At 56.9% G+C, this 20,609-nt stretch carries 26 protein-coding genes; 10 read left to right on the forward strand and 16 right to left on the reverse strand.

What is annotated here, in order from left to right; genetic code table 11:
- Window positions 1-6 precede the first annotated feature (6 nt).
- The 7 genes from NHU87_RS22950 to NHU87_RS22980 all read right to left on the reverse strand — a co-directional run bounded on the left by NHU87_RS22950 (window position 7) and on the right by NHU87_RS22980 (window position 5,187).
- Window positions 7-633, reverse strand: a complete 627-nt coding sequence (locus tag NHU87_RS22950) for a response regulator transcription factor (protein WP_253552704.1) — start codon at window positions 631-633, stop codon at window positions 7-9.
- Between the two features lie 256 nt (window positions 634-889).
- Window positions 890-1,294: a response regulator gene (locus NHU87_RS22955; RefSeq protein WP_253552706.1), complete on the reverse strand. Its 405-nt coding sequence runs from the start codon at window positions 1,292-1,294 to the stop codon at window positions 890-892.
- A gap of 165 nt (window positions 1,295-1,459) precedes the next feature.
- On the reverse strand, window positions 1,460-2,791 hold the full coding sequence (locus tag NHU87_RS22960; protein ID WP_253552708.1) for a deoxyguanosinetriphosphate triphosphohydrolase: 1,332 nt from the start codon (window positions 2,789-2,791) through the stop codon (window positions 1,460-1,462).
- Window positions 2,792-2,858: 67 nt separating this feature from the next.
- Complete coding sequence (locus NHU87_RS22965; protein WP_253552710.1) at window positions 2,859-4,022, reverse strand: EAL domain-containing protein; 1,164 nt, start codon at window positions 4,020-4,022, stop codon at window positions 2,859-2,861.
- 124 nt (window positions 4,023-4,146) lie between these two features.
- The gene (locus tag NHU87_RS22970) at window positions 4,147-4,485 is read right to left on the reverse strand and encodes a hypothetical protein (protein WP_052963975.1); all 339 of its coding nucleotides are present in this window, start codon (window positions 4,483-4,485) and stop codon (window positions 4,147-4,149) included.
- Window positions 4,482-4,871: a phage holin family protein gene (locus NHU87_RS22975; protein WP_253552712.1), complete on the reverse strand. Its 390-nt coding sequence runs from the start codon at window positions 4,869-4,871 to the stop codon at window positions 4,482-4,484. Before NHU87_RS22975 ends, NHU87_RS22970 begins: the two co-directional genes overlap by 4 nt.
- A gap of 1 nt (window position 4,872) precedes the next feature.
- Complete coding sequence (locus NHU87_RS22980) at window positions 4,873-5,187, reverse strand: DUF883 family protein (RefSeq protein WP_008009371.1); 315 nt, start codon at window positions 5,185-5,187, stop codon at window positions 4,873-4,875.
- Window positions 5,188-5,252: 65 nt separating this feature from the next.
- Between NHU87_RS22980 and NHU87_RS22985 the strand changes: the two genes are divergently transcribed.
- Window positions 5,253-5,534, forward strand: coding sequence for a hypothetical protein (locus tag NHU87_RS22985; RefSeq protein ID WP_253552714.1), 282 nt, complete (start codon window positions 5,253-5,255; stop codon window positions 5,532-5,534).
- Window positions 5,494-6,702: an ammonium transporter gene (locus tag NHU87_RS22990; protein WP_253552716.1), complete on the forward strand. Its 1,209-nt coding sequence runs from the start codon at window positions 5,494-5,496 to the stop codon at window positions 6,700-6,702. Before NHU87_RS22985 ends, NHU87_RS22990 begins: the two co-directional genes overlap by 41 nt.
- Window position 6,703: 1 nt before the next feature.
- On the opposite strand, the gene NHU87_RS22995 is transcribed toward NHU87_RS22990, so the two are convergent.
- Window positions 6,704-8,416, reverse strand: a complete 1,713-nt coding sequence (locus NHU87_RS22995; protein WP_253552717.1) for a cation:proton antiporter — start codon at window positions 8,414-8,416, stop codon at window positions 6,704-6,706.
- Between the two features lie 208 nt (window positions 8,417-8,624).
- On the opposite strand from NHU87_RS22995, the gene NHU87_RS23000 reads away from it, so the two are divergent.
- The 3 genes from NHU87_RS23000 (at window position 8,625) to NHU87_RS23010 (ending at window position 10,306) form a co-directional block, all read left to right on the forward strand.
- The gene (locus NHU87_RS23000) at window positions 8,625-8,873 is read left to right on the forward strand and encodes a glutaredoxin family protein (protein ID WP_301271539.1); all 249 of its coding nucleotides are present in this window, start codon (window positions 8,625-8,627) and stop codon (window positions 8,871-8,873) included.
- A gap of 151 nt (window positions 8,874-9,024) precedes the next feature.
- The gene (locus tag NHU87_RS23005) at window positions 9,025-9,345 is read left to right on the forward strand and encodes a hypothetical protein (protein ID WP_007895054.1); all 321 of its coding nucleotides are present in this window, start codon (window positions 9,025-9,027) and stop codon (window positions 9,343-9,345) included.
- A gap of 70 nt (window positions 9,346-9,415) precedes the next feature.
- Complete coding sequence (locus tag NHU87_RS23010) at window positions 9,416-10,306, forward strand: pseudouridine synthase (RefSeq protein WP_253552719.1); 891 nt, start codon at window positions 9,416-9,418, stop codon at window positions 10,304-10,306.
- A gap of 89 nt (window positions 10,307-10,395) precedes the next feature.
- On the opposite strand, the gene NHU87_RS23015 is transcribed toward NHU87_RS23010, so the two are convergent.
- A complete protein-coding gene (locus tag NHU87_RS23015) occupies window positions 10,396-10,617 on the reverse strand; it encodes a YgdI/YgdR family lipoprotein (RefSeq protein ID WP_038982251.1) in 222 nt (73 codons plus the stop codon).
- A gap of 76 nt (window positions 10,618-10,693) precedes the next feature.
- Entirely contained in the window at window positions 10,694-11,296 is a 603-nt protein-coding gene (mobA, locus tag NHU87_RS23020; protein ID WP_253552720.1) for a molybdenum cofactor guanylyltransferase MobA, read from the reverse strand.
- A gap of 81 nt (window positions 11,297-11,377) precedes the next feature.
- On the opposite strand from mobA, the gene moaB reads away from it, so the two are divergent.
- The gene (gene moaB / locus NHU87_RS23025; protein ID WP_008075630.1) at window positions 11,378-11,917 is read left to right on the forward strand and encodes a molybdenum cofactor biosynthesis protein B; all 540 of its coding nucleotides are present in this window, start codon (window positions 11,378-11,380) and stop codon (window positions 11,915-11,917) included.
- Entirely contained in the window at window positions 11,901-13,127 is a 1,227-nt protein-coding gene (locus NHU87_RS23030; RefSeq protein WP_253552721.1) for a molybdopterin molybdotransferase MoeA, read from the forward strand. The genes moaB and NHU87_RS23030 overlap by 17 nt, the downstream gene beginning before the upstream one ends.
- Before the next feature lie 64 nt (window positions 13,128-13,191).
- Here NHU87_RS23030 and NHU87_RS23035 read toward each other — a convergent pair whose 3' ends face one another.
- Window positions 13,192-13,500 (reverse strand): hypothetical protein, encoded by a 309-nt coding sequence (locus tag NHU87_RS23035; RefSeq protein ID WP_253552723.1) that lies wholly within the window; start codon window positions 13,498-13,500, stop codon window positions 13,192-13,194.
- A 325-nt stretch (window positions 13,501-13,825) separates the two neighbouring features.
- Here NHU87_RS23035 and yegS point away from each other — a divergent pair, with 325 nt between their 5' ends.
- Window positions 13,826-14,743 (forward strand): lipid kinase YegS, encoded by a 918-nt coding sequence (gene yegS, locus NHU87_RS23040; protein WP_253552725.1) that lies wholly within the window; start codon window positions 13,826-13,828, stop codon window positions 14,741-14,743.
- Here yegS and NHU87_RS23045 read toward each other — a convergent pair.
- The 3 genes from NHU87_RS23045 to NHU87_RS23055 all read right to left on the reverse strand — a co-directional run bounded on the left by NHU87_RS23045 (window position 14,727) and on the right by NHU87_RS23055 (window position 17,140).
- On the reverse strand, window positions 14,727-15,386 hold the full coding sequence (locus tag NHU87_RS23045; protein ID WP_253552726.1) for a response regulator: 660 nt from the start codon (window positions 15,384-15,386) through the stop codon (window positions 14,727-14,729). The genes yegS and NHU87_RS23045 overlap by 17 nt on opposite strands.
- A complete protein-coding gene (locus tag NHU87_RS23050) occupies window positions 15,383-16,276 on the reverse strand; it encodes a sensor histidine kinase (protein WP_253552775.1) in 894 nt (297 codons plus the stop codon). The genes NHU87_RS23045 and NHU87_RS23050 overlap by 4 nt, the downstream gene beginning before the upstream one ends.
- 393 nt (window positions 16,277-16,669) lie before the next feature.
- Entirely contained in the window at window positions 16,670-17,140 is a 471-nt protein-coding gene (locus tag NHU87_RS23055; protein WP_253552727.1) for a hypothetical protein, read from the reverse strand.
- A 462-nt stretch (window positions 17,141-17,602) separates the two neighbouring features.
- Between NHU87_RS23055 and NHU87_RS23060 the strand changes: the two genes are divergently transcribed.
- A complete protein-coding gene (locus NHU87_RS23060; protein WP_008009352.1) occupies window positions 17,603-18,538 on the forward strand; it encodes a chemotaxis protein CheV in 936 nt (311 codons plus the stop codon).
- A 251-nt stretch (window positions 18,539-18,789) separates the two neighbouring features.
- Window positions 18,790-19,593 (forward strand): MOSC domain-containing protein, encoded by an 804-nt coding sequence (locus tag NHU87_RS23065; RefSeq protein WP_253552728.1) that lies wholly within the window; start codon window positions 18,790-18,792, stop codon window positions 19,591-19,593.
- 74 nt (window positions 19,594-19,667) lie between these two features.
- On the opposite strand, the gene NHU87_RS23070 is transcribed toward NHU87_RS23065, so the two are convergent.
- Together NHU87_RS23070 and NHU87_RS23075 are read right to left on the reverse strand one after the other, a co-directional pair.
- Window positions 19,668-19,952, reverse strand: coding sequence for a pyrimidine/purine nucleoside phosphorylase (locus NHU87_RS23070; RefSeq protein WP_007895072.1), 285 nt, complete (start codon window positions 19,950-19,952; stop codon window positions 19,668-19,670).
- Between the two features lie 74 nt (window positions 19,953-20,026).
- Window positions 20,027-20,575: an exonuclease domain-containing protein gene (locus tag NHU87_RS23075; RefSeq protein WP_253552729.1), complete on the reverse strand. Its 549-nt coding sequence runs from the start codon at window positions 20,573-20,575 to the stop codon at window positions 20,027-20,029.
- Between the last annotated feature and the right edge of the window lie 34 nt (window positions 20,576-20,609).

Here is a 20,609-nt window from a genome sequence, read left to right on the forward strand (position 1 = left end):
TGTTTCTCACACTAATGCGTTACGTTTTGCCATATCGATGAGTTCAACCAGGGATTTGGCTTTGAGTTTTTGCATGAGTCGTTTTTTATAGGTGCTGACCGTTTTGTTGCTAAGAAACATGCCCTTGGCAATTTCTTTATTGGTGCGACCTTGGGCGAAAAGTTGTAATACCATCAACTCCCGATCGTTAACGGATTTGAACAATTCCAGATCGGCCCAGCGTGCGTCGTCTCGACGAACAGGGTTCAAGGCTTGACTGGGGAAATAGTTGTAACCTGACAAGACTGCTTTGATCGCACTCATCAGTTCACTAAGTTCTTCCTGTTTGCATACATATCCCGATGCACCGGACTGCATGCAGCGAATACCAAAAAGTGTCGGGCACTGTGCCGTCAATACCAGTGTTTTGAGTGGTGTACTCATGGCGTTGAAACGGGAAAGAACTTCCAGTCCATCCAGTTTGGGAATGCTGATGTCGAGGATGATCAGGTCAGGCATGCATTCGCGGACCATCTGCATTGCATCGACCCCATTGTCAGTTTCGCCGACGACTTTGTAACCTTCATGTTCCAGCAGCATTCGAACGGCGAGGCGAATGACAGGGTGATCGTCGATAATAAAAACGGAGTTCATAATCAAATCCCATACGTGCACAAATAAAGCGCGCACCTTAGCTCAGATAGTTGAGGGGCCGCATGAACCGAGGTCGCTGTAGCGGCAATATAGGAAAAGTCCTACAAATGAAGAAGAATAGGACTACGTATCAACTAGGTTTTGCATGAGGAAGGGCAAAAGTTCGATCGGGATAGTCAAGAGATCGAAAGCATTGAGTTAGAGATGTTAATTGATGTTTTGATGATGGCTTTAGTGTGTTTGGTTTTTTTGCGCTTTATGGAGAGGACAAGGTCAACAAGTTTCTGAAGTCTGATTGTTTCAATGGCTTGATCAAGTAACCGAGCAAGGGTAGATCATGGTGGCAAGCCATTATTTTAAGTTCGTCCAGTTCGACGGATGTCAGGCTGCTCAGAAGTATTGCCTGTCTGATCATCCCCCGCTGACTGGCGTATGCAATCAAGTCGAGACCTGGAAGGTCGGGCAGGCATTGGTCGCACAGAAGAATATCGAACGGTTGTGCAGCCTTGAGCATGTGTTGCAAGGCACCTTCGGCACTGTCGGTGGCAGTCAATTGAGTGAAGCCATAACTCTCGAGCAGGTATTGGGTCGCTCGTAGTTGAAAAGGATGATCTTCCACCAGCAAGATGCGCCAATCATGTTTGAACATAGGAATTTTCATGCTTCATCTGTCGAGCATTGGGATTTTGATTGTTTCGCGATATGGCCGAACAATCGATCAGTCAGCTCTGCGCAAGGTGTAGGGCGATTCTGTCAACGTTGAAATACAAATGAACATCGAGTCATTCGATCAGCCGCTCAGGCGACGCGGCTGATCGATACGCTTTTATCTGTGGCTTGAACGACCGGTCATTTCCAGCGCCATTTCACCGGCATAGCTGTCGGTCATGCCAGCGATGAAATCAATCATGCGCAAGAAAGAGGTATGCAATGGGCCATGAGGATCGGGCGCATTGTTGCCCAAGAGGTCGAGTATGCGGCGGTGCTTGAAGGATGGCGTACGGCCGTTGTGTTGCTCCAGTGCCGCGCCGCAAAACGCGTTGAGCAGGATTTCCAGGGTAGTGTAGGCACCGATTTCGTGGAGCGTCTTGCGCTTGTCCTGGAAGATTTTTTTGCGTGCCATGTCCTTGGCATTCAAGACGCAGCGTTTGGCCGGGCCATGCATGTGTTCCACCAGGTCGCCAGGCAGCGTGCCCGCCAGCAGCGCATCCTGTTGCTCGACGAAGGCTCGGGCAGCCGCGTTAGTCAGGTGTTCGATGGCTTTGCCCCGCAGGATCGCCAGTTTGCGCCGACGTGAATCCTGTGGACCGAGTTGACGATAGGTTTCCGGGAGATCGTCGCCTACCAGGTCCAGCAGCAGGGACTCGACTTCGGCGTATTCCAACAGCTCCATCTCCAGGCCATCTTCCAGATCGATCAGCGCGTAGCAGATGTCGTCGGCGGCCTCCATCAGGTACACCAGTGGATGGCGCGCCCAGCGCTGTTCGTCCAGTTGGGGCAGACCGAGTTTGTGAGCGATCTGTTCCAGCAGCGGCAGTTCGCTCTGATAACAGCCAAACTTGTGCTTCTTGTAACCCAGTGAGTCGGCGTGCCGAGCAGTCCACGGGTATTTCAGGTAAGTGCCCAGCGTGGCGTAGGTGAGCCGGGTCCCCCCTTCGAACTGGTGGTATTCAAGCTGGGTAAGCACCCGGAAACCTTGGGCATTGCCTTCGAAATTGAGGAAGTCATTGCGTTCGGTTTCGCTCATCGCATCCAGCCAGCCACGGCCTGCGGCCTGCTGAAACCAGTGGCGAATAGCGTCTTCACCGGAATGACCGAAGGGTGGATTACCGATGTCATGGGCCAGGCAAGCCGATTGCACCACCATGCCCAGGTCGCTCGGTTCGCACCAGTCGGGCAGGGCGCTACGGATGGTTTCACCGACGCGCATGCCCAACGAACGACCGACGCAGCTGACCTCAAGCGAGTGGGTCAGGCGCGTATGGATGTGGTCGTTGCTGGAGACCGGATGGACTTGGGTCTTGCGCCCGAGACGGCGAAACGCGCCCGAGAAAATGATGCGGTCGTGGTCTTTATGGAAAGGGCTGCGGCCGAGTTCTTCCGGGCTGTGCACAGGCTTTCCAAGGCGTTCGCGGGTAAGCAGGGTTTGCCAATCCAAGGCTGGTTTCTCCGTCAGGTGACTGATCCCCTAGCTTCCCGGTTCACGCCGGTCCCTGCAAGAAGAACTACAACCCTGCGGCATCGATATCGATGAGCAGCAACCGCTCGCCGTTATCGAAGAATTGCCCGGCGGTGAGGCAGTACTGATTGCTGGTGGCGTCGCGGTAAGTGTTGGAAAGCGTTAGTCGGCGCTCATCCCAACCCTCGGCCAGCAAATGATAAAAGTAGGGGCGCCAAGACCAGTTATGGCCCAGGTAGCGGTTATCCGCCTCCCAGCCGTTGTTGCGCCATTCCAGATTGGGGGTCAGCTGCGTGCCGTGGCGGTCGCATTGATAAAAACGCAACAGCCAGGGAAACGCTTCCAGTTGCGGCAAGGTGCTGAGGGGCGCGCTGGCTTGAGCCCAGGCCTGCAGGATGGTCATCAGTTCGCTGAGTTGCTGGCGCAGGATCATCAGGCGCGCGCGCTCAGCCAGTTTTTGCTGAACATAACGCTGGCGCAGTTGTGCGAAGCGCTCGACAAAGGCCTCTGTGGTGAAGAAATCAGCTTGCGCACGGGCGAACAGAAAGCCCTGTACATAGCGCGAGCCACACTCCAGGGCAAAATTTAGTTGAGCTTCGGTTTCCACGCCCTCGGCGATAATCCAGCAGCCGGTTTTTTCCGCCATTTGCGCCAGCGCCTTCACCACGTCGCTGCTGGGGCCACCCAATGCGGCGGCCTGGAACAGCCGCATGTCGAGCTTTAGAATGTCCGGTTGCAGGGCCAGCACGCGATCGAGCTGAGAGTAACCGGCACCGAAATCATCGATGGCGATCCGCGCCCCGGCTTGTCGATAACGGGCCACGACTTCGGCCAGACGCTGGCTGTCGCCACCCAATTCGGTGATCTCGAAGACGATTCGTTGCGCGTCGACGCCATGCCTGCTCAGCTGCTTGAGGCTCGGCAGTACCTGGTCCCGGCGCAAGCGGTTGATCCAGCGGGGCGATATGTTCAAGCTGAGAAACCAGTCCGGGGGCGCTTCATGCAGACGGCTCAGGGCATTATCGCGAATCTGGCGATCGAGACGACGCAGGGCGATAGCGGGCGTTCGCGGGTCGGCGAACAACGGCCCTACCGAGGTCAATTGGCCGTCGGCCTGACGCAGTCGACCTAGCGCTTCGACGCCAGCGATGCGGCCCGTGGCGGTATCGATGAACGGTTGAAAGCAGGCGAGCGGTTGCCCGTCGATCACGGGACCTCCTTAGTGAGGTTTTGTTCTGGGTAAACCTGGACATCAGGCAGGCACACAGGATCAACCTCTCGACAAAAGAGGTTAATCCCGGTGGTATTGCAAGAATGCAGCCAAACAGGACTGATTAGTGTTTGCGCGAGTTCTGCATGATCAGCTTGATCAGGGGCCCCAGCGTGACACCCAACCGAGCCAGCCGAGTCAGGCTGCCGATGCCGCCACCCTTGGCACCCTTGCCGGTCAGAAAGCCCAACCCGATCACGGCCGCGATGCCCCAGAGCGGGGCGTGTTTGATGCCGAGACCGTCTTGCAGGTTTTGCGTCATGCCACGCACCCGTTGCAGGGGATGCAGCAGGTGTTGGGATTCGTGGCGAATTTCCTGGCGATGCATTTCCATGCGCAGGCGAATCAGCGCCTTGCGCATTTCCGTGCGCGAACTGTTGCGGGGAAGTTCAGACATGCTCATGGCAACAGACGCTCCCGATCATTGGCCAACTCTTCCAGGGTGCCGTGGAAGGGCGAGGACTCATCGAAAATCGCTGCTCTCAAGCGCATCGCACAGAACGACGCGGCAAGGGTATAGAACACACAGAGCCCGATGATTGCGGCCAAGCGATAGGTGTCCCAAAACAGGATCAACACCAGCGTCGACAACCCCACCAGCAACAACAAGGCAAAGACCAGCGTCAGGCCTGCGAACAGCAGCAGGCTCACGGTGCGTGCTTTTTGTTCCTGCAATTCAATGCCAAACAGTTCGACATGACTGTGCAGCAGTCCAAGAAACGCAGCACCGAGGCGCCGCGGTGATGAGCCGGTGCCCGTCGCGGACGGGCCGGATTCGCCGATCGCCATATTAGCGCCGAGTGGCCAGCAGGCCGATCAGGAAGCCCACGCCAGCCGCGATTCCGACCGATTGCCATGGATTGGCCTGGACGTAATCTTCGGTGGCGGTGACAGCAGCTTTGCCGCGCTCGCGCACAGAGTCTTCGGTCAATCTCAGGGTTTCCCGCGCGCGCAGCAGACTGTCATGGATCTGCTGGCGTAACTCATCGGCTTGATCGCCAGCCAGGGATTTGGTGTGTTCCAGCAACCTTTCGGTGTCGGTAACCAGCGTCTGAAAATCTTCCATCAGAACTTCTTGAGCAGTCTTTGCTGTGGTGCGTGCCATTGGTGATCTCCGTGAGTGGCTTGTGAAGCGTTCGAGTATGAGCCTTGCGTGAAGGTTCAGTACAAATGACTGGTACAACTTTTGCTATGTCGTGGTGCGTCAGCCTGCGCCATTGCGCTGTTGGCGGGCATGATTTCAGGAAAACCTTAACTCAAATAATCAAAACTCGCGCAAAGGCTTCGTTCCTGTGCGCCAAAGCGGTTCATCCGGATCAGCGCTTCAGTCTGGATGAGCTGCAACTTGGTGCGCCGGCCATCTACGCGAACTGCTTTGGTGCTTTTTTTCAGCCTTCAGGTCTGCCAATCCATGGAAAATCTGCAAAGCGCTGTGGACAGTCTGGTCCATAGCTCCAACACGTTGTTCATTCTGATCGGTGCAGTCATGGTTTTGGCCATGCATGCCGGTTTCGCCTTTCTCGAAGTGGGCACGGTTCGACAAAAGAACCAAGTCAATGCCTTGTCGAAGATCCTCAGCGACTTCGCCATTTCGACGCTCGCCTACTTCTTTATAGGCTATTGGATTTCCTACGGGGTCACTTTCATGCAGCCGGCGGCGGTGATCACCGCCGATCATGGCTATGGGCTGGTGAAATTTTTCTTTCTGCTGACCTTTGCCGCGGCGATACCGGCAATCATTTCCGGAGGCATCGCCGAGCGCGCCCGATTCGTCCCGCAGTTGTGTGCGACGGCGTTGATTGTGGCGTTCATCTATCCCTTCTTCGAAGGCATGATCTGGAATGGCAACTTTGGTTTGCAAGCCTGGTTGCTGGAGCGCTTCGGTGCCAGTTTCCATGACTTCGCAGGCTCTGTGGTGGTTCACGCCATGGGTGGCTGGCTGGCACTCGCGGCGGTGTTGTTGCTTGGCCCAAGGCATGGTCGTTATCGCGACGGACGACTGGTGGCATTCGCACCGTCGAGCATTCCCTTTCTGGCGTTGGGTTCCTGGATTCTGATCGTCGGCTGGTTCGGCTTCAACGTGATGAGCGCTCAAACACTGCAAGGGGTCAGCGGGCTGGTGGCGGTGAATTCGTTGATGGCCATGGTCGGTGGCACCGTGGCGGCGTTGATCATCGGCCGCAATGACCCGGGCTTTCTGCATAACGGCCCATTGGCCGGGTTGGTGGCGATCTGCGCCGGCTCGGATCTGATGCACCCGGTGGGTGCGTTGGTGACCGGTGCCATCGCCGGGGCACTGTTTGTCTGGTGCTTTACCGCTGCCCAAGGCAAATGGCATATCGACGATGTGCTGGGCGTCTGGCCTTTGCATGGACTGTGTGGTGTCTGGGGCGGGATCGCTTGCGGCATCTTTGGTCAAACTGCCTTGGGTGGTTTGGGGGGCGTGAGCCTGATCAGTCAGTTGATCGGCACATCTCTGGGGGTGATCGTGGCGCTGGCCGGCGGTTTTGTGGTGTATGGCGCGATCAAGATGTTCCATGGTCTGCGCCTGAGCCAGGAGGAGGAGTATTACGGCGCGGACTTGTCGGTGCACAAGATCGGTGCCGTGAGTCAGGATTGAATCAGCGTTCTTCATCGTCGGTGCCGGGGTAAAAACCGTGCAGCAGACGATAGCGGTCATGCCTTACCTGGGCGACCCGGTCCAGCACCTGCTGGCCGGGAATGCCCAGCATGATCAGCGCGTGGGAGGCGAGCATCAGGCTCGACTCCAGCAACTCGGGTACGACTTCGCTGGCGCCGGCCGCCTTCAATTCGGTCAACTGGCTGTCGTCCCGTGTGCGCACCAGGACTGGCACGCTCGGGTTGAAGCGGCGCGCCTCCTTGAGGATCAACAGTGCGATGTCCGTCTGGTCCACGGCGACCACCAGTAGCCGGGCGCGTTCCAGCCCTATCGCGACCAGCAGTTCGCCGCGACGTGAGTCGCCATAATGAACACAGCTTTCATTGACGGCTGCTTCCTGAACCCGCACCGGGTCGGTATCCAGCGCAATATAAGGTTGATGCACATTACGCAGGACGCGCCCGATGGACTGACCTACGCGGCCGTAGCCACAGATCACTACATGATTGTGCAAGCCCGCGTTGAGCGCGCTGATTTCTTCGAGTTCAGCTTCTTCGTTGGGCTTGTGGTGCAGGCGTGTGGCAATGTGGGGCGCAGCGCGCAGCAGTAAAGGCGTCACCAGCATCGAGCAGAACGTGGCGGCCAGTAGAAGGCCACCGAAGTCGGCGGGCATCAGTTTGTTCTGCTGCATTTGCGTCATCAGGGCAAAGCAGAATTCGCCCCCTTGAGCCAATGCCAGGCCGCTGCGCCAGGCAGTTTCGACATCGCTGCCGCGCCATTTGACCAGCAGCGCGACCACGGTGCCTTTGATCAGCAGTAATCCCAGCGTCAGGCCGAGAATCAGCAGGCCGTGGCTGCCAAACAAGCGCAAGTCGATCAGCATGCCGATGCTGACGAAGAACACCCCCAGCAGAATGTCGCGAAACGGACGAATGTCCGCCTCGATTTGATGTCGGTAGTGGCTTTCCCCCAGAAGCATGCCAGCGAGAAAGGCGCCCAGGGCTGGAGAGAGGCCGAGCAGGTGAGTCAGCCAGGCTGTCAGCAGAACGAGCACCAGCGCCAACAGCACGAACAGCTCAGCGGACCGGGACGCGGCGACTTCATGAAACAGGCGTGGCAAAAACCAGCGACTGACCAGCAGCAGACCGACGAACAGCACGATAGTCTTGCCCAGCGTCAACGGCAGAGCCCAATACCAAACCTGGTCGCTGGTGCCGGCGAACACCGGCACCAGGGTCAGTAGCAACACCGCGACCACGTCCTGGAACAACAGCACGGCGATGGCATTCTGGCCGTGGCGGCTGAAAAGCTCACCGAGGCTGCTCAATTCCTTGCTGACAATGGCGGTAGACGACAGCGCCAAACCGGCACCGAGTAACAGTGCAGGTATGGTTGGCATACCAAACAGCATCAGCACCCCCCCCAGCACTGTCCCGCAAAGCAGCACTTGCAGGCTGCCCAGGCCAAAAACCACCTGGCGCAGTGCGAGCATTTTCGACAGGGAAAACTCAAGCCCCAGGGAGAACAGCAAGAACACCACGCCCAATTCTGCCAGGTCGGGTAAATCTTCGCTTTCATTCACCCAGTTGAACGCGGTCGGCCCGATCATCAGCCCCACGCACAAGTAGCCCAGCACCGGTGGCAAGCGCAGGCGCTGGAACAGTGCAATCACCACCAGAGAGGAGGTGAAGATGATCAACAGATTGGCGAACACAAAAAACTCCGGTGAGGTTCTGGCTACTCAAGCGTAGAAGTAAAAAAGACGCGAGCATCGCGCAAATGGCCGTTGAGGCGAATGATGTGCGTCAGGAGTTTGCCGAAATCTCTTGAAATCAGCCATTGCTCAGACAGATAGGGCATCGGCTCGACGGCTTTTGATAGCGGGCCTAGAATGAGCGCTTACTTCGATGGGTCTTGTCGTCATGCCTCCTGAATGTCGCCTGTTCGGCACCCTTGGTTGCCATCTTTGTGAAGTCGCCGAAGCACTTCTGATGCCCTTTGTCGAAAACGGTTTGTTGGTGGAGTTGGTCGACATCGCCGAAAACGAAGACTGGGTCGAAGACTATGGTTTGCGTATACCGGTCCTGCGGCGTCTTGATAACGGCGCTGAACTCGATTGGCCTTTCGATGCTGATCAGGTCGTGGCATTCCTGAGCCGTGACGCCGGTTGAAGAGACCCCACCTGTCGCAGTCCTCGTTTCATCCATTGGCGAAAGGCTGGTTATTCGGTTACTGTATGTGCATACAGTAACTCCGGTTGCCTGCCATGCTTTTCCCTATTTGGGGTTTGGCAGCTGATCCCGGACGTCAGAGGGATGAACCTTGGTCAATGTCGAACAATTGAAGAACAGCGTGAACCGGATGTCGGCGGACGTGGTGCGCGAGGCCGTCCTCGAATTGCGTTTGGATGGTCTGGTCACGGAGGGAAAAACGCCCTTCAACAAACTGCATTTCAATACCTGTTTCGCCGAAATCGAAGCCTTGTTCCAGCGTGCGGGCTATCACCGGCAGCTGGATGTCGTGGGCTATCAGGGGTTGTTGTATGCACTTTATGATCCGGGTCGCTGGGAAGCGGTCGATGTGCTGCGCTGGCTCAAGGAATTCACCGAAGCGGCCGCTCGAACGCAGTCGATACCGGCCTGAGGATTCTTCTAGGTTCGTTCCGGCCACTGTTGGATAATGCCGCCCTGCATTGAGGGTTAGAGCTTTTCGTATGTCCACTTCATCTTTTTCTGCTGCACATAACCAGGCCAGCACGCTCTATTTGCCGCCGGGGTCGTGGCAGACCGTACTCGATTGCCTGTGCGAACACTTCAGCGCTATCGGTCGTGAACAATGGCTGGACAGAGTTGCGCGCGGTCGTGTTCTCGATGGGCAAGGCCTGCCGATCGCCCTGGACCTGCCTTACAAGGAAGGTCTGCGGATTCATTATTTCCGTGAAGTACCGGACGAAAAACCGATCCCGGTGGTGGAGTCGATCCTCTACGCCGACGAGCATCTGGTGGTGGCGGACAAACCACACTTTCTACCTGTGACGCCGGCGGGTGAATACGTTGAGCAGACATTGCTGCGACGGCTGATCCGTCGACTGGATAACCCGCATCTGGTGCCGTTGCATCGGATCGACCGGCATACGGCGGGGCTGGTGCTGTTTTCAGCCAACCCTCAGAGTCGGTCGGCGTATCAGTCATTGTTTCCTGCGCGCCAGATCGAAAAGCGCTATGAAGCAATCGCCCGGGCATTGCCTGAACACTCCTTCCCGCTGGTCCATAAAAGTCGACTTATCGATGGCGAGCCGTTTTTTCGCATGCAAGAAGGTCCGGGCGTCAGCAATACCGAGACAGCGGTCGAAGTCAGGGAAAAGAACGGTGAGTTCTGGCGTTATGCGCTGTACCCGGTGACGGGCAAGAAACATCAGTTGCGAGTTCACATGACAGCTTTGGGGGCCAGCATCTGCAATGATCCGTTCTATCCGCAGGTGCTCAAGGACGTTGGAGATGACTATGCCAACCCCTTGAAGCTGTTGGCCCAGGGGTTGCGATTTGTCGATCCGGTCACGGGGCAGGAAAGAGAATTCGAAAGCACCATCACCTTGCAGTGGTGATCACAGGGCTAATGACGCTGCTTTTCTTCAGTCATGAAAAAGCCCGCTTTTAAAGCGGGCTTTTCTGTATCCGGTTGTCGCCGTAAAGATTACAGATCTTTAACGGTACGGACCTGATCTTTGTTAACGCGAGTTTGCTTGCCATCCAGTTGTTCGAATTCGTAAAAGCCCGATTCTTCATCGTACTTAGGCGCGTCGACGGCCTGGATTTCTCGACCGTCATTCAAGGTGATCACTGTAGGCGATGCGCAACCGGCGAGGGTGGCAAGGCCCAGAGCGAGCATGAAAGTGGCGAGGGTCCGTTGAGTCATGAGTTTGTCTCCGAATGGGAATTCTTTTAATTGCTGAGCTTGAGACGTATACAACGCGCGCAAGTTCCTTCGTGTGTCAGTCTGACACAGTGTGGTGTGTGCTTAAAAGTTCCGGCGTATTGAGATTGGCCAGGCGAGCGTCGTTGTCCGGGCATTGCAGGGCCGTGGCGCCCAGTTTGCGCATAAGGCGACCCGGGCTGCGCTCACCTTCGTTCCAAGCGGTTTCGAAAGCTACTGAAAGGGCGACGGGGATTATGCACAGCAAGGGTTCCCAATGTTCGCCATGGCGCAGCATCAACGGTTTGTCCGGATGCTGTCCGGCGGTTTCACGCATGTTCTGGAGCAGCGCGGCATCGATGCGTGGCACATCGCAGGGCAGCACCAGCAGGTGAGTGTGGCGGGCGGCTTTCAAGCCCGCGCGAATACCGGCTAATGGACCTGGAAAGTCGCCTTCATCGTCATGGACCAATTGATCTGCATAAGGCGCATATTTTTCCAGGTTTCTGTTGCAGGAGATGATCAAGTCATCACTCAACGGGCGCGTCTTACGGTGCAGATGCGCGATCAGCGGTTCGCCGTGCCAATCCAGCAGCCCCTTGTCCTGACCGCCCATGCGTTGGCCGCGACCGCCGGCCAGGAGCAGAATGGAGCAAGGCGCCAGAGGTGTGTTCGAGGTCATCGCACTTCTCCATGGGGGCGGCGAAAAAATGAGGCGCTGTGATATAACACCGGGCTGTTTCTCCTACAACTGGACGAGCCTATGAAAGCCAAGGCTGATGTACCTTTCGCACCGCTCAACATCGCGGTGCTGACTGTCAGCGACACCCGGACCCTGGAAACCGATACCTCAGGCCAGGTCTTCGTCGACCGTTTGAGCGCTGCCGGTCATAACCTGGCGGCCCGTGTATTGCTTAAAGATGACCTCTACAAAATTCGCGCGCAAGTCGCCAACTGGATTGCCGACGAGGTCGTGCAGGTGGTGCTGATCACCGGCGGTACCGGGTTCACCGGTCGCGACAGCACACCCGAAGCCGTGAGTTGCCTGCTGGATAAACAGGTCGATGGCTTTGGTGAATTGTTCCGGCAGATATCGGTAGCGGATATCGGCACCTCGACGGTTCAGTCCCGGGCCTTGGCCGGTCTGGCCAATGGCACGCTGGTGTGCTGCTTGCCGGGCTCGACCAATGCGGTGCGCACCGGTTGGGACGGCATTCTCGCCGAGCAACTGGATTCGCGTCACCGTCCGTGCAATTTCGTGGCCCATCTGAAACAGGCGGCACCCTGTGAAACCCGCGGGTAAACCAGGCAAGACTGGCAGTCTGATGGCTGTCGAGGTGGCACTGGCGCGCTTACTGGAAATGGCCGACGCCTCGAAGATTCGCGAGCACGAACGCTTGCCGTTGGCGCAGGTTCAGGGGCGTGTACTGGCCGCTGATCTGGTCTCGACACTTGATTTGCCGCCCTGGCCCAATAGTGCCATGGACGGTTATGCCTTGCGCCTGGCCGACTGGACGGGAGAGCCGTTGGTGGTCAGTCAGAAGATTTTTGCAGGCCAGGCCCCGGAGCCTTTGAAGCCAGGTACCTGTGCGCGAATCTTCACCGGCGCGCCGGTGCCCGCAGGCGCCGACTGTGTCGAGATGCAAGAGAATGCCGAGGTTCAGGCGGATGAGCGGGTACGTTTCACCGAGACCATGACCCCAGGACAGAACATCCGTCCACAAGGTCAGGAAGCTACCGTTGGTGAGCTGATTTTGCCCGCCGGAACGCGTCTGGGGGCTATCGAGCAGGGGCTGGCGGCATCGCTGGGATGCGCTGAGCTGGACGTGGTTCGCAAGGCTCGTGTTGCGGTCTTGTCTACCGGTGATGAGTTGATTGAGCCTGGCCAGGCTCTTGGGCCGGGGCAGATCTACAACAGCAATCGAGTATTGCTCTGCAGCTGGTTGCAGCGATTGGGTTGTGAGGTGATCGATGCTGGCATTCTTCCCGATGATTTAGCGACCACTCGTGCCCGCCTCGGTGAGTTGAAGGATGTCGACCTGATTCTCTCGACCGGTGGCGTATCGGTGGGAGAAGCCGACTTTCTGGGCATTGCCTTGCGGGAGGAGGGCGAATTAACCCTGTGGAAGCTTGCCATCAAACCAGGCAAGCCGCTGACGTTCGGGCATTTTCGCGGCGTGCCTGTGATTGGTTTACCCGGCAATCCGGCATCGACCCTGGTGACTTTTGCTCTGTTGGCAAGGCCTTACCTTTTGCGCCGCCAAGGCGTAAAAGAAGTTGAGCCCCTGAAGTTTCAGGTGCCGGCAGGGTTTGTCTGGCCAAAGGCTGGTAACCGACGTGAGTACTTGCGCGGACGTCTGGAGAACGGCAGGGCAATCATCTACAGAAATCAGAGCTCTGGCGTACTGCGCAGTGCCGCCTGGGCTGACGGTTTGGTCGAAGTGCTGGAGGACCGTACGCTGATCGAGGGTGATTGGGTGAGCTTCATCCCGCTGAGTGAAGTCTTGAGCTGAACAGGCACTGGTTTTGCCACGCAAGCCCGGTTGATCGCATTGGGCTTGCGTGCATGACCATTCGTCAATGTGCCAGAAGTGTCACCACCTGGTCGAAGCGGCTGTTGGCGATCCAGGCCAGAAGTCCCAGGATCACGGCTGTTCCGCCCGCTGAATAGGCAAGCCTGTGTTTGATGGATTTGACATCACCCCGGACTTCATCCATGTCTCTTCGGATGTATTTGAGGTGTGTTTCCAGTTCAATGACGCGAGGTTCCATATCAACTTCTCCGGCGGGCTTTGCGCTGTTTTTGAGTTCAGCCTGATGATTGGCGCGATTGTCTGCGAACGGCGCGACCGGGGTTACCGGTAGTCTCAGGTCATGGCTTTGCATGGAGTAACTGGCTCCTTGCGTTAAGACCATTCGAGTGATCGATGCCGTTGTTGCTTGCGCCTTTTGAGGCCCTTAAGGGGATTCCATTCATTGTTCTCACGTCCCTGTGTAAATTTAACGGGTGATAACGGATAACCGAAAACCAACGGTGTACCAATTGTTCGGGTGGGTCAATTGAGCCGATTCCTCATGTTTTGTAAGAAAAAATACCGCTCTGTAGGACTCACGTTTCCTTCCCTTGGAAATAATTGAAATTCTGTCGACTTTTATCAGGGGGTACGAGGTCAACATATCCTATGGAATTGCGGATAGGGGAGTGGCAAAAATGAGCGAGCGCAAGGTGCTGTTGATTCTGCATGGCAAGCAGGCACTTAATGAGGAGGTCCGTGCAGCCGTCGAAGGCAAGCGCCAGCAGGGCTGGAAACTGGCTGTTCGACTGACCTGGGAGGCCGGTGATGCGCAGCGGTTGGTGGAGGAAGCGCTGACGGCAGGTTATACGCAGCTGATTGCCGGCGGCGGTGATGGCACCTTGCGTGATATTGCCGAAGCCATGGCGGCGCATTCGACGCAGGCAAGCCTGGTGCTTTTGCCCTTGGGCACCGCCAACGATTTTGCTCGCGCCGCCGGTGTGCCTCTGGAGCCCGCTCAGGCGTTGGACCTTCTGGAGGTTGCCCCGCGAGCCATTGATCTGGGCGAAGTCGGCGGGCAGGTTTTCCTGAACATGGCCACGGGCGGCTTTGGCAGTCAGGTCACGGCCAACACCTCCGAGGATCTGAAAAAAATTCTCGGAGGCGCCGCTTATCTCTTCACGGGTTTATCGCGCTTCAGTGAGTTGCATGCAGCCTATGGCGAGTTGCAGGGCCCGGATTTTCACTGGCGCGGCGAATTGTTGGCATTGGGCATTGGCAATGGCCGACAAGCTGGCGGTGGTCATGTGTTGTGCCCGCAGGCGCTGGCTGACGATGGTCTGCTGGATATCAGCATTTTGCCCGCGCCACAGGAGTTGGTTGGCACCTTGAAAGACCTGCTGACCGATGGCTTCGGAATCGACAACATGTTTGTGCGCGCTCGCTTGCCATGGGTCGAGATCAAAGTTTCGGAGGGCCTTTATATCAACCTTGATGGTGAGCCTCTGGAAGGCGACAGTCTGCGTTTCTCGGCGCGCCCGGCGGCATTGCGTGTGCATTTGCCCGAGGATTCGCCGCTGCTGAGCGTCTTGAATCCAGCTAATCGTCCAGACTGATGATGTGCTCGCGCACGGCGAACAGCACCAGGCCGGCCACATCGTAGATCTGCAAGCGTTTCATGATCTGCGAGCGGTGGGTTTCGACAGTCTTGATGCTCAGAGCCAGGCCATTGGCGATTTCCCGGGTGGATTTGCCACGAACAATCAATCGCAGGATTTCCAGCTGACGTGCCGTCAGGTTGTGCGAGTCCTGGGCTTGCACCTGATTTTTCTGGGGGCGGGTCAGTGCCTGATTGATGACGGTATGGGCAATGGCCGGGCTCAGATAGCGTTCGTTATTGCGCAAGGCATCCAGGGCATGTTCGAGTTCGGTGGCCGTGGTGTCCTTGAGCAGGTAGCCATGCGCCCCTGACTCCAGTGCTTGCATGATAAGCGCCGGGTCAGTGTGCATCGACAGGATAAGTACTTTGCACTGGGGGCGTACGCGCTTGAGTCGCTGCAAGGCTTCAAGGCCACCGGTTTCCTTCATGGAAATATCCAGCAGAATGATGTCCGGGGACAGCTGTTCGACCATCTCGACCAACAGCGAGCCGTCATTGGCCTCCCCGATTACCGCGTAACCGGGAATATCCAGCACCAGAGCGCGCAGGCCAGCCCTGATAAGCGAGTGGTCGTCCACCAGAAGTAAGTTACAAGTCAATGCATAACCTTATTCGTACTGGCCCGTTCTAGCGCACGCGGCGCCCAGGGGAAGAGTGCTTCGATTTGAGTGCCTTTGCCCGGCTCGCTGGTCACGGTCAGTGTGCCACCTAACTGATCGATCCGTTCCGACATCCCGGCCATTCCGCGTTGCCCCTCGCGAGCAGGATCTGCCGCTGGTGTGAAACCCAGGCCATCGTCGCTGATCAACAGCGTCAGGCCCTGGGGCAGGCGTTGCAGGCGAACCAACAGATTTCTGGCCTCGGCATGACGCAGTATATTGGTAATCGCTTCTTGAGTGATTCGAAAAGCCGCCACCGCCATTTCTTCCGGTATGCCCGTCAAGCGTTGATGGCATTCCAGGCTCCAGTGCACGGAGGTATTGGCCAGGGTCCTGAGTAAATGCGCACGCAAGCTGGCTTCCAGCCCGAGACTGGCCAGTTGCCGCGGATTGAGAATGGCCGAGACGTCACGAACCTTGGTCAGCGTTTCATCCAGCGTATCGCAAAGTACCGAACACTGACCCTGTAGTTCTTCGGGCAATCGACGTTTGAGCCATTCACTTTGAAGTTTTGCGGCGGTCAGCAATTGACCGATGTCATCATGCAATTCCCGACTGAGCCGATGGCGTTCGTTTTCCTGCACTTGCAGCAGTCGGTCAGCCAGTTCTTGAGGTTGAAACTTTATCGATTTGCGCGAGAGGCAATGCCCCACCCAGACACAGGTCAGCGCTGCACTATTGAGCACCAGCAGACTCAACGGCAGAGGCATCGACAAGCTGTAGACCAGCAGGCTGCCAAGCGCCGAGCAGAGGCACAGTAAAAGCGTGAACCGGCGCGCGTTTTTTCGAGAAGCTGGCCACAGGGTAATTGACTTGAGGCTGGCGTACATAGCGGATGGAGCCAATGGATGTTCGCTGCGGGCAGACCGGCCATAAGGCTGACGGGTCTCTGTGTGGAAATTTGTTGTGAAGTCGCCTTCATGGCTGTGGTTCAGTGCTGGAAATACCGTCACTGTGCCATTAATTGGCGTCAACTAATGGTCGGCATACTACCACTTAACATACCGTTGGTCGCGTACGGTATATAGTTCTATAGAGTCAAAACATTGTTTCTGGACGAGGGTTCCACAATGGAAAAACTTTTGATTGTTATCGTCGGAAGATATCGATCACCAGGCATTTGGCTTTTATTGCCAGGCACTATCTGAAGTGCGACATGAACGCATCAAGTTATAGGGGGGCGTCAGTAATAGAAAAACGCAGCATGGTAGGGCTGATTGTTTTTAAGCTTGCCGTTCCGAGAACGAAACCAACCTGAGCGGTCTGGAGTGGCTGGGCGGCTGAAACTGACTTTGCCCCACCTGGAACGCAAACGCTTCAATCAGCGAGGTCTGTTCACTGTCATCGAGACCGAGTTGGCCGGTAGTCTGATCGATGAGTTCAAGTTGCCAGGCCATTAATGTGAAGCAGTCCTTGAGCGCGTCCAAGGCTTGATCATGCAGGTCCATGTGGTTCTGCGCGTGGCTCAGCAATCCATGAATATGCAGCGAGAATTCCGAGACCGCCGCCAATGCCAGAGCATCAGCCTTGCTGGACAGCTTGAGAAGGGTGCTGAGCATGCAATCGATAGCGTCCTTATCATTGCTGATCAGTTGCAAATGACTCAGACATTCCTCGGATTTGGCCAAGAGTGTTTCAGCCTCGACGAGAAACTCTGGAAATCGTTGAGCCCACTCTTTGGTGTCGTTCGGCATGCTTATCTCCACAACGTCATGTCAGATGAGGGAATGTCGTGTGTGCCGACGAGAACCATGCGTGTCCCGGCGCTGCCAAGCTTTCGTGAGATCGCACTCCGGCCGGTTTGAGCGCCGGCTGGGGAACTCGAGAGGGTGGATGGCCACTGACCTGCGATCGCACACAAAAGCCTGACTCCGTTCATGCAATGAGAATGGCGTCACATTAATGGCTATTGGATACTGCGAATATCAGGTTGGGCCTGATTGTTACTAGGGGAATCCCTTACACAGGGGAACCTAACGTGCAAACCGAGGTCGCGCCGCAGGGAATGAAGCAGATGAAATCACGGCGCCAGTAAAGCATGATGTTAATGTGACATCAATGTCTGATCGTGGCATTTTGTCTGAGGGTCAAGGTCCGGCAAAAACAGCCGATAACTTCTTTTATTGAATTCATCAGAACAAGCCCAGGAGTCATTGATGGCCGGCATTCTCGACACGGTAGACCAACGCACGCAACTGGTGGGTGAGAATCGCCTGGAAATTCTCATGTTCCGACTGGCCGGACGGCAATTGTTCGCGATCAACGTCTTCAAGGTCCAGGAAGTGCTGCAACTGCCGAAGCTGACCCTGATGCCACAGCGCCATCCCTTTGTTTGCGGCGTGGTCAACCTGCGTGGCCAGACGCTGCCGGTGATCGACCTGTCCCAGGCCATCGGCATGCGTCCGCTGGTGCCAAGCCCAACCAGTACCATTATCGTCACCGAATACAACCGCTCGGTGCAGGCGTTCCTGGTCGGTGGCGTGGACCGCATCGTCAACATGAACTGGGAAGCCATTCTGCCGCCGCCGACCAGTGCCGGTCGCCAGCATTACCTGACCGCCATCAGCAAGGTCGACGATCAGTTGGTGGAAATCATCGACGTCGAAAAAGTCCTGGCCGAAATCGTTCCGTACAACGCCAAGGTATCGCGCGAAAAACTCGACGATCCGGTTCTGGAGCGCGCCCGTGGCCGTGAAGTGCTGCTGGTGGATGACTCGAACGTAGCCCTGTCGCAATTACGCGACACCTTGGGTCAACTGGGCGTGAAGATGCACATCGCCAGCGATGGCTTGAAGGCGCTGAACATGCTCAAGGCCTGGGCCGATACGGGCGAAGTCATGACTGACAAGCTGCTGATGATCTTCACCGATGCGGAAATGCCGGAAATGGACGGCTATCGCCTGACCACCGAAATCCGTAACGACCCCCGTTTGCGCAGTCTTTATGTGGTCTTGCACACCTCGCTGTCGGGCAGCTTCAACGACTCGATGGTGAAGAAGGTCGGCTGCGACAACTTCCTCTCCAAGTTCCAGCCCGACAAACTCGTCGACGTGGTGCGCCAGCGCCTGATGCTCGACGCAGTACCTGCTTGATAACGATCTGGGCGCGCTGCGCAGGGGGTAAGCCCCAATGCCAGTGAGTTGAGCGACAAAAATCCTGTAGGAGCGAGGCTTGCCCGCGAAGAATGCACCGCGGTTTTCAGGTATTGCGCGTCATCGCTCTTCGCGGGCAAGCCTCGCTCCCACAGGTTCTGCATCTTAACTTTTGCCCCCTCACCACAGGGCCTTTGATTCGGCAAACAAGCTCGTATAGGGTGGCGTTTTTACTGACAAGGGAGCTAGCCATGCGTCTGAGCGCGCTTTATCGTTTTCCATTGAAATCCGGCAAGGGCGAGACCCTCAATCAGGTCAGTCTGGACAAGCTGGGACTGGACGGCGATCGACGCTGGATGCTGGTGGACGAGGCCAGCGGGCGCTTCCTGACCCAACGCGCGGTCGCGAAAATGAGTCAGCTGTCGGCGTTGTGGAATGCCGACGGCGGTTTGACCCTCAGTGCCCCGGACCATTCACCGATCGACATTGCGGTGCCTGACGGCGATGCCGATCTGCGTGGGGTGACCATCTGGCGCGACACTTTGCGCGTCCCCGATGCCGGCGATGCGGCGGGTGCCTGGGTCAGTGAGTTCATCGGCAAGCCGACGCGCCTGGTGCAAGTGCCACTCAATTGCGCGCGGACCACCCAGGCCGGCTACGGCAAGGACGATGATCAGGTGGCTTTTGCCGATGGCTTTCCGTTGTTGCTGATTGGTCAGGCGTCGCTGGAAGACTTGTCGAGCAAGGTCGGGCGGCCGCTGGAGATGTTGCGTTTTCGGCCCAATCTGGTGATCGAGGGCAGTGAAGCGTATGCCGAAGATAGCTGGAAGCGCATCCGAATTGGCGATGTCGAGTTCCGCGTGGTCAAGTCCTGCTCACGCTGCATTCTGACCACCATCGACCCGCAGACCGGTGTACGCAGCGAAGATCGTGAACCACTGGCCACCTTGCAGAAATACCGCACCGAGGCCGACGGCGCGATGTTCGGACAGAACCTGGTCAACGACGGCAATGGCCGGCTCGAAGTCGGCATGCCCGTGACAATTCTCGAATAAAAGCCCTTCAAAATAAAAAAATGCCCGCGTCCAAGGACACGGGCATTTTTTTGTCGCTGTTAGAACCCGGGGTTTTAGCCGCGGTATTCGCACAGGTAAGCGGTGTCGACGGCCACTTTCAGCTGGAACTTGCTGTTGGCGGGCACGTTAAACTGGCTGCCGGCGGCGAAGGTTTCCCAAGTGTCGCTGTCAGGCAGTTTAACGGTCAGGGCGCCGGACACCACGTGCATGATTTCACGCTGGCTGGTACCGAATTCGTATTCGCCCGGTGCCATGACGCCGATGGTCGCTGGACCTTCAGCGGTGCCAAAGGCGATCGACTTGACGGTGCCGTCGAAGTACTCGTTGACTTTAAACATGGGCGGTTCCTCGAAAAGGGCTAAAAAGGGCCGGCCAGTATGCACAAGGTGTCGATAGGCGTCACCTCCTGCACTCAAGGATTAGCGGGGAAAATCAGCGGTAACAAACGCGCAGTATTGCGCGCGTCTTCCAGTGCCCGATGCTGCTGGCCGTTGAACTGCAGGCCCGCCAGTTGCAAGGCTCCATTGAGGTTCAGCGGGCGCTCGAGCCGACAAGCCTTGGCGAAGCGTTGCTTGAGGTTCATGTGTGGCACCCGGCTCAGGGCGCTGTCAAGTTGCAGGCGCTGCCAGTCCTGAAGCAGTTGTTTTCGGTCGTAATCGCCCCAACTGGCCCAGCCTTCCAGACACGCGTGGTGTTGGCCGAGCCAGCGTTCGAACAATGGCCAAATATCGGTGAGCGGCTGTGCGGCATCGATATTGGCCTGGGTGATGTGGGTCAGTTCCCGGCAAAACGGCGTCAGCAAGGGCCGGCGCAACGGGCGCACGAAGCACTGAAAGTGATCCAGTTCCTGGCCCTTGCGGTCCACGAGGGTGGCACCGATTTCGATGATTTCCATTTCTGTTACTGGCCAGCCACCCTCATCGGTGGTGGCTTCCAGATCAATGACCAACCAGTGAGGCATCGCAGGGTTCCTGGTATCCGCGTCCTGATGGGCT

This window comes from Pseudomonas mandelii, assembly GCF_024138395.1.
In the GTDB taxonomy this organism is placed as follows: domain Bacteria; phylum Pseudomonadota; class Gammaproteobacteria; order Pseudomonadales; family Pseudomonadaceae; genus Aquipseudomonas; species Aquipseudomonas mandelii_E.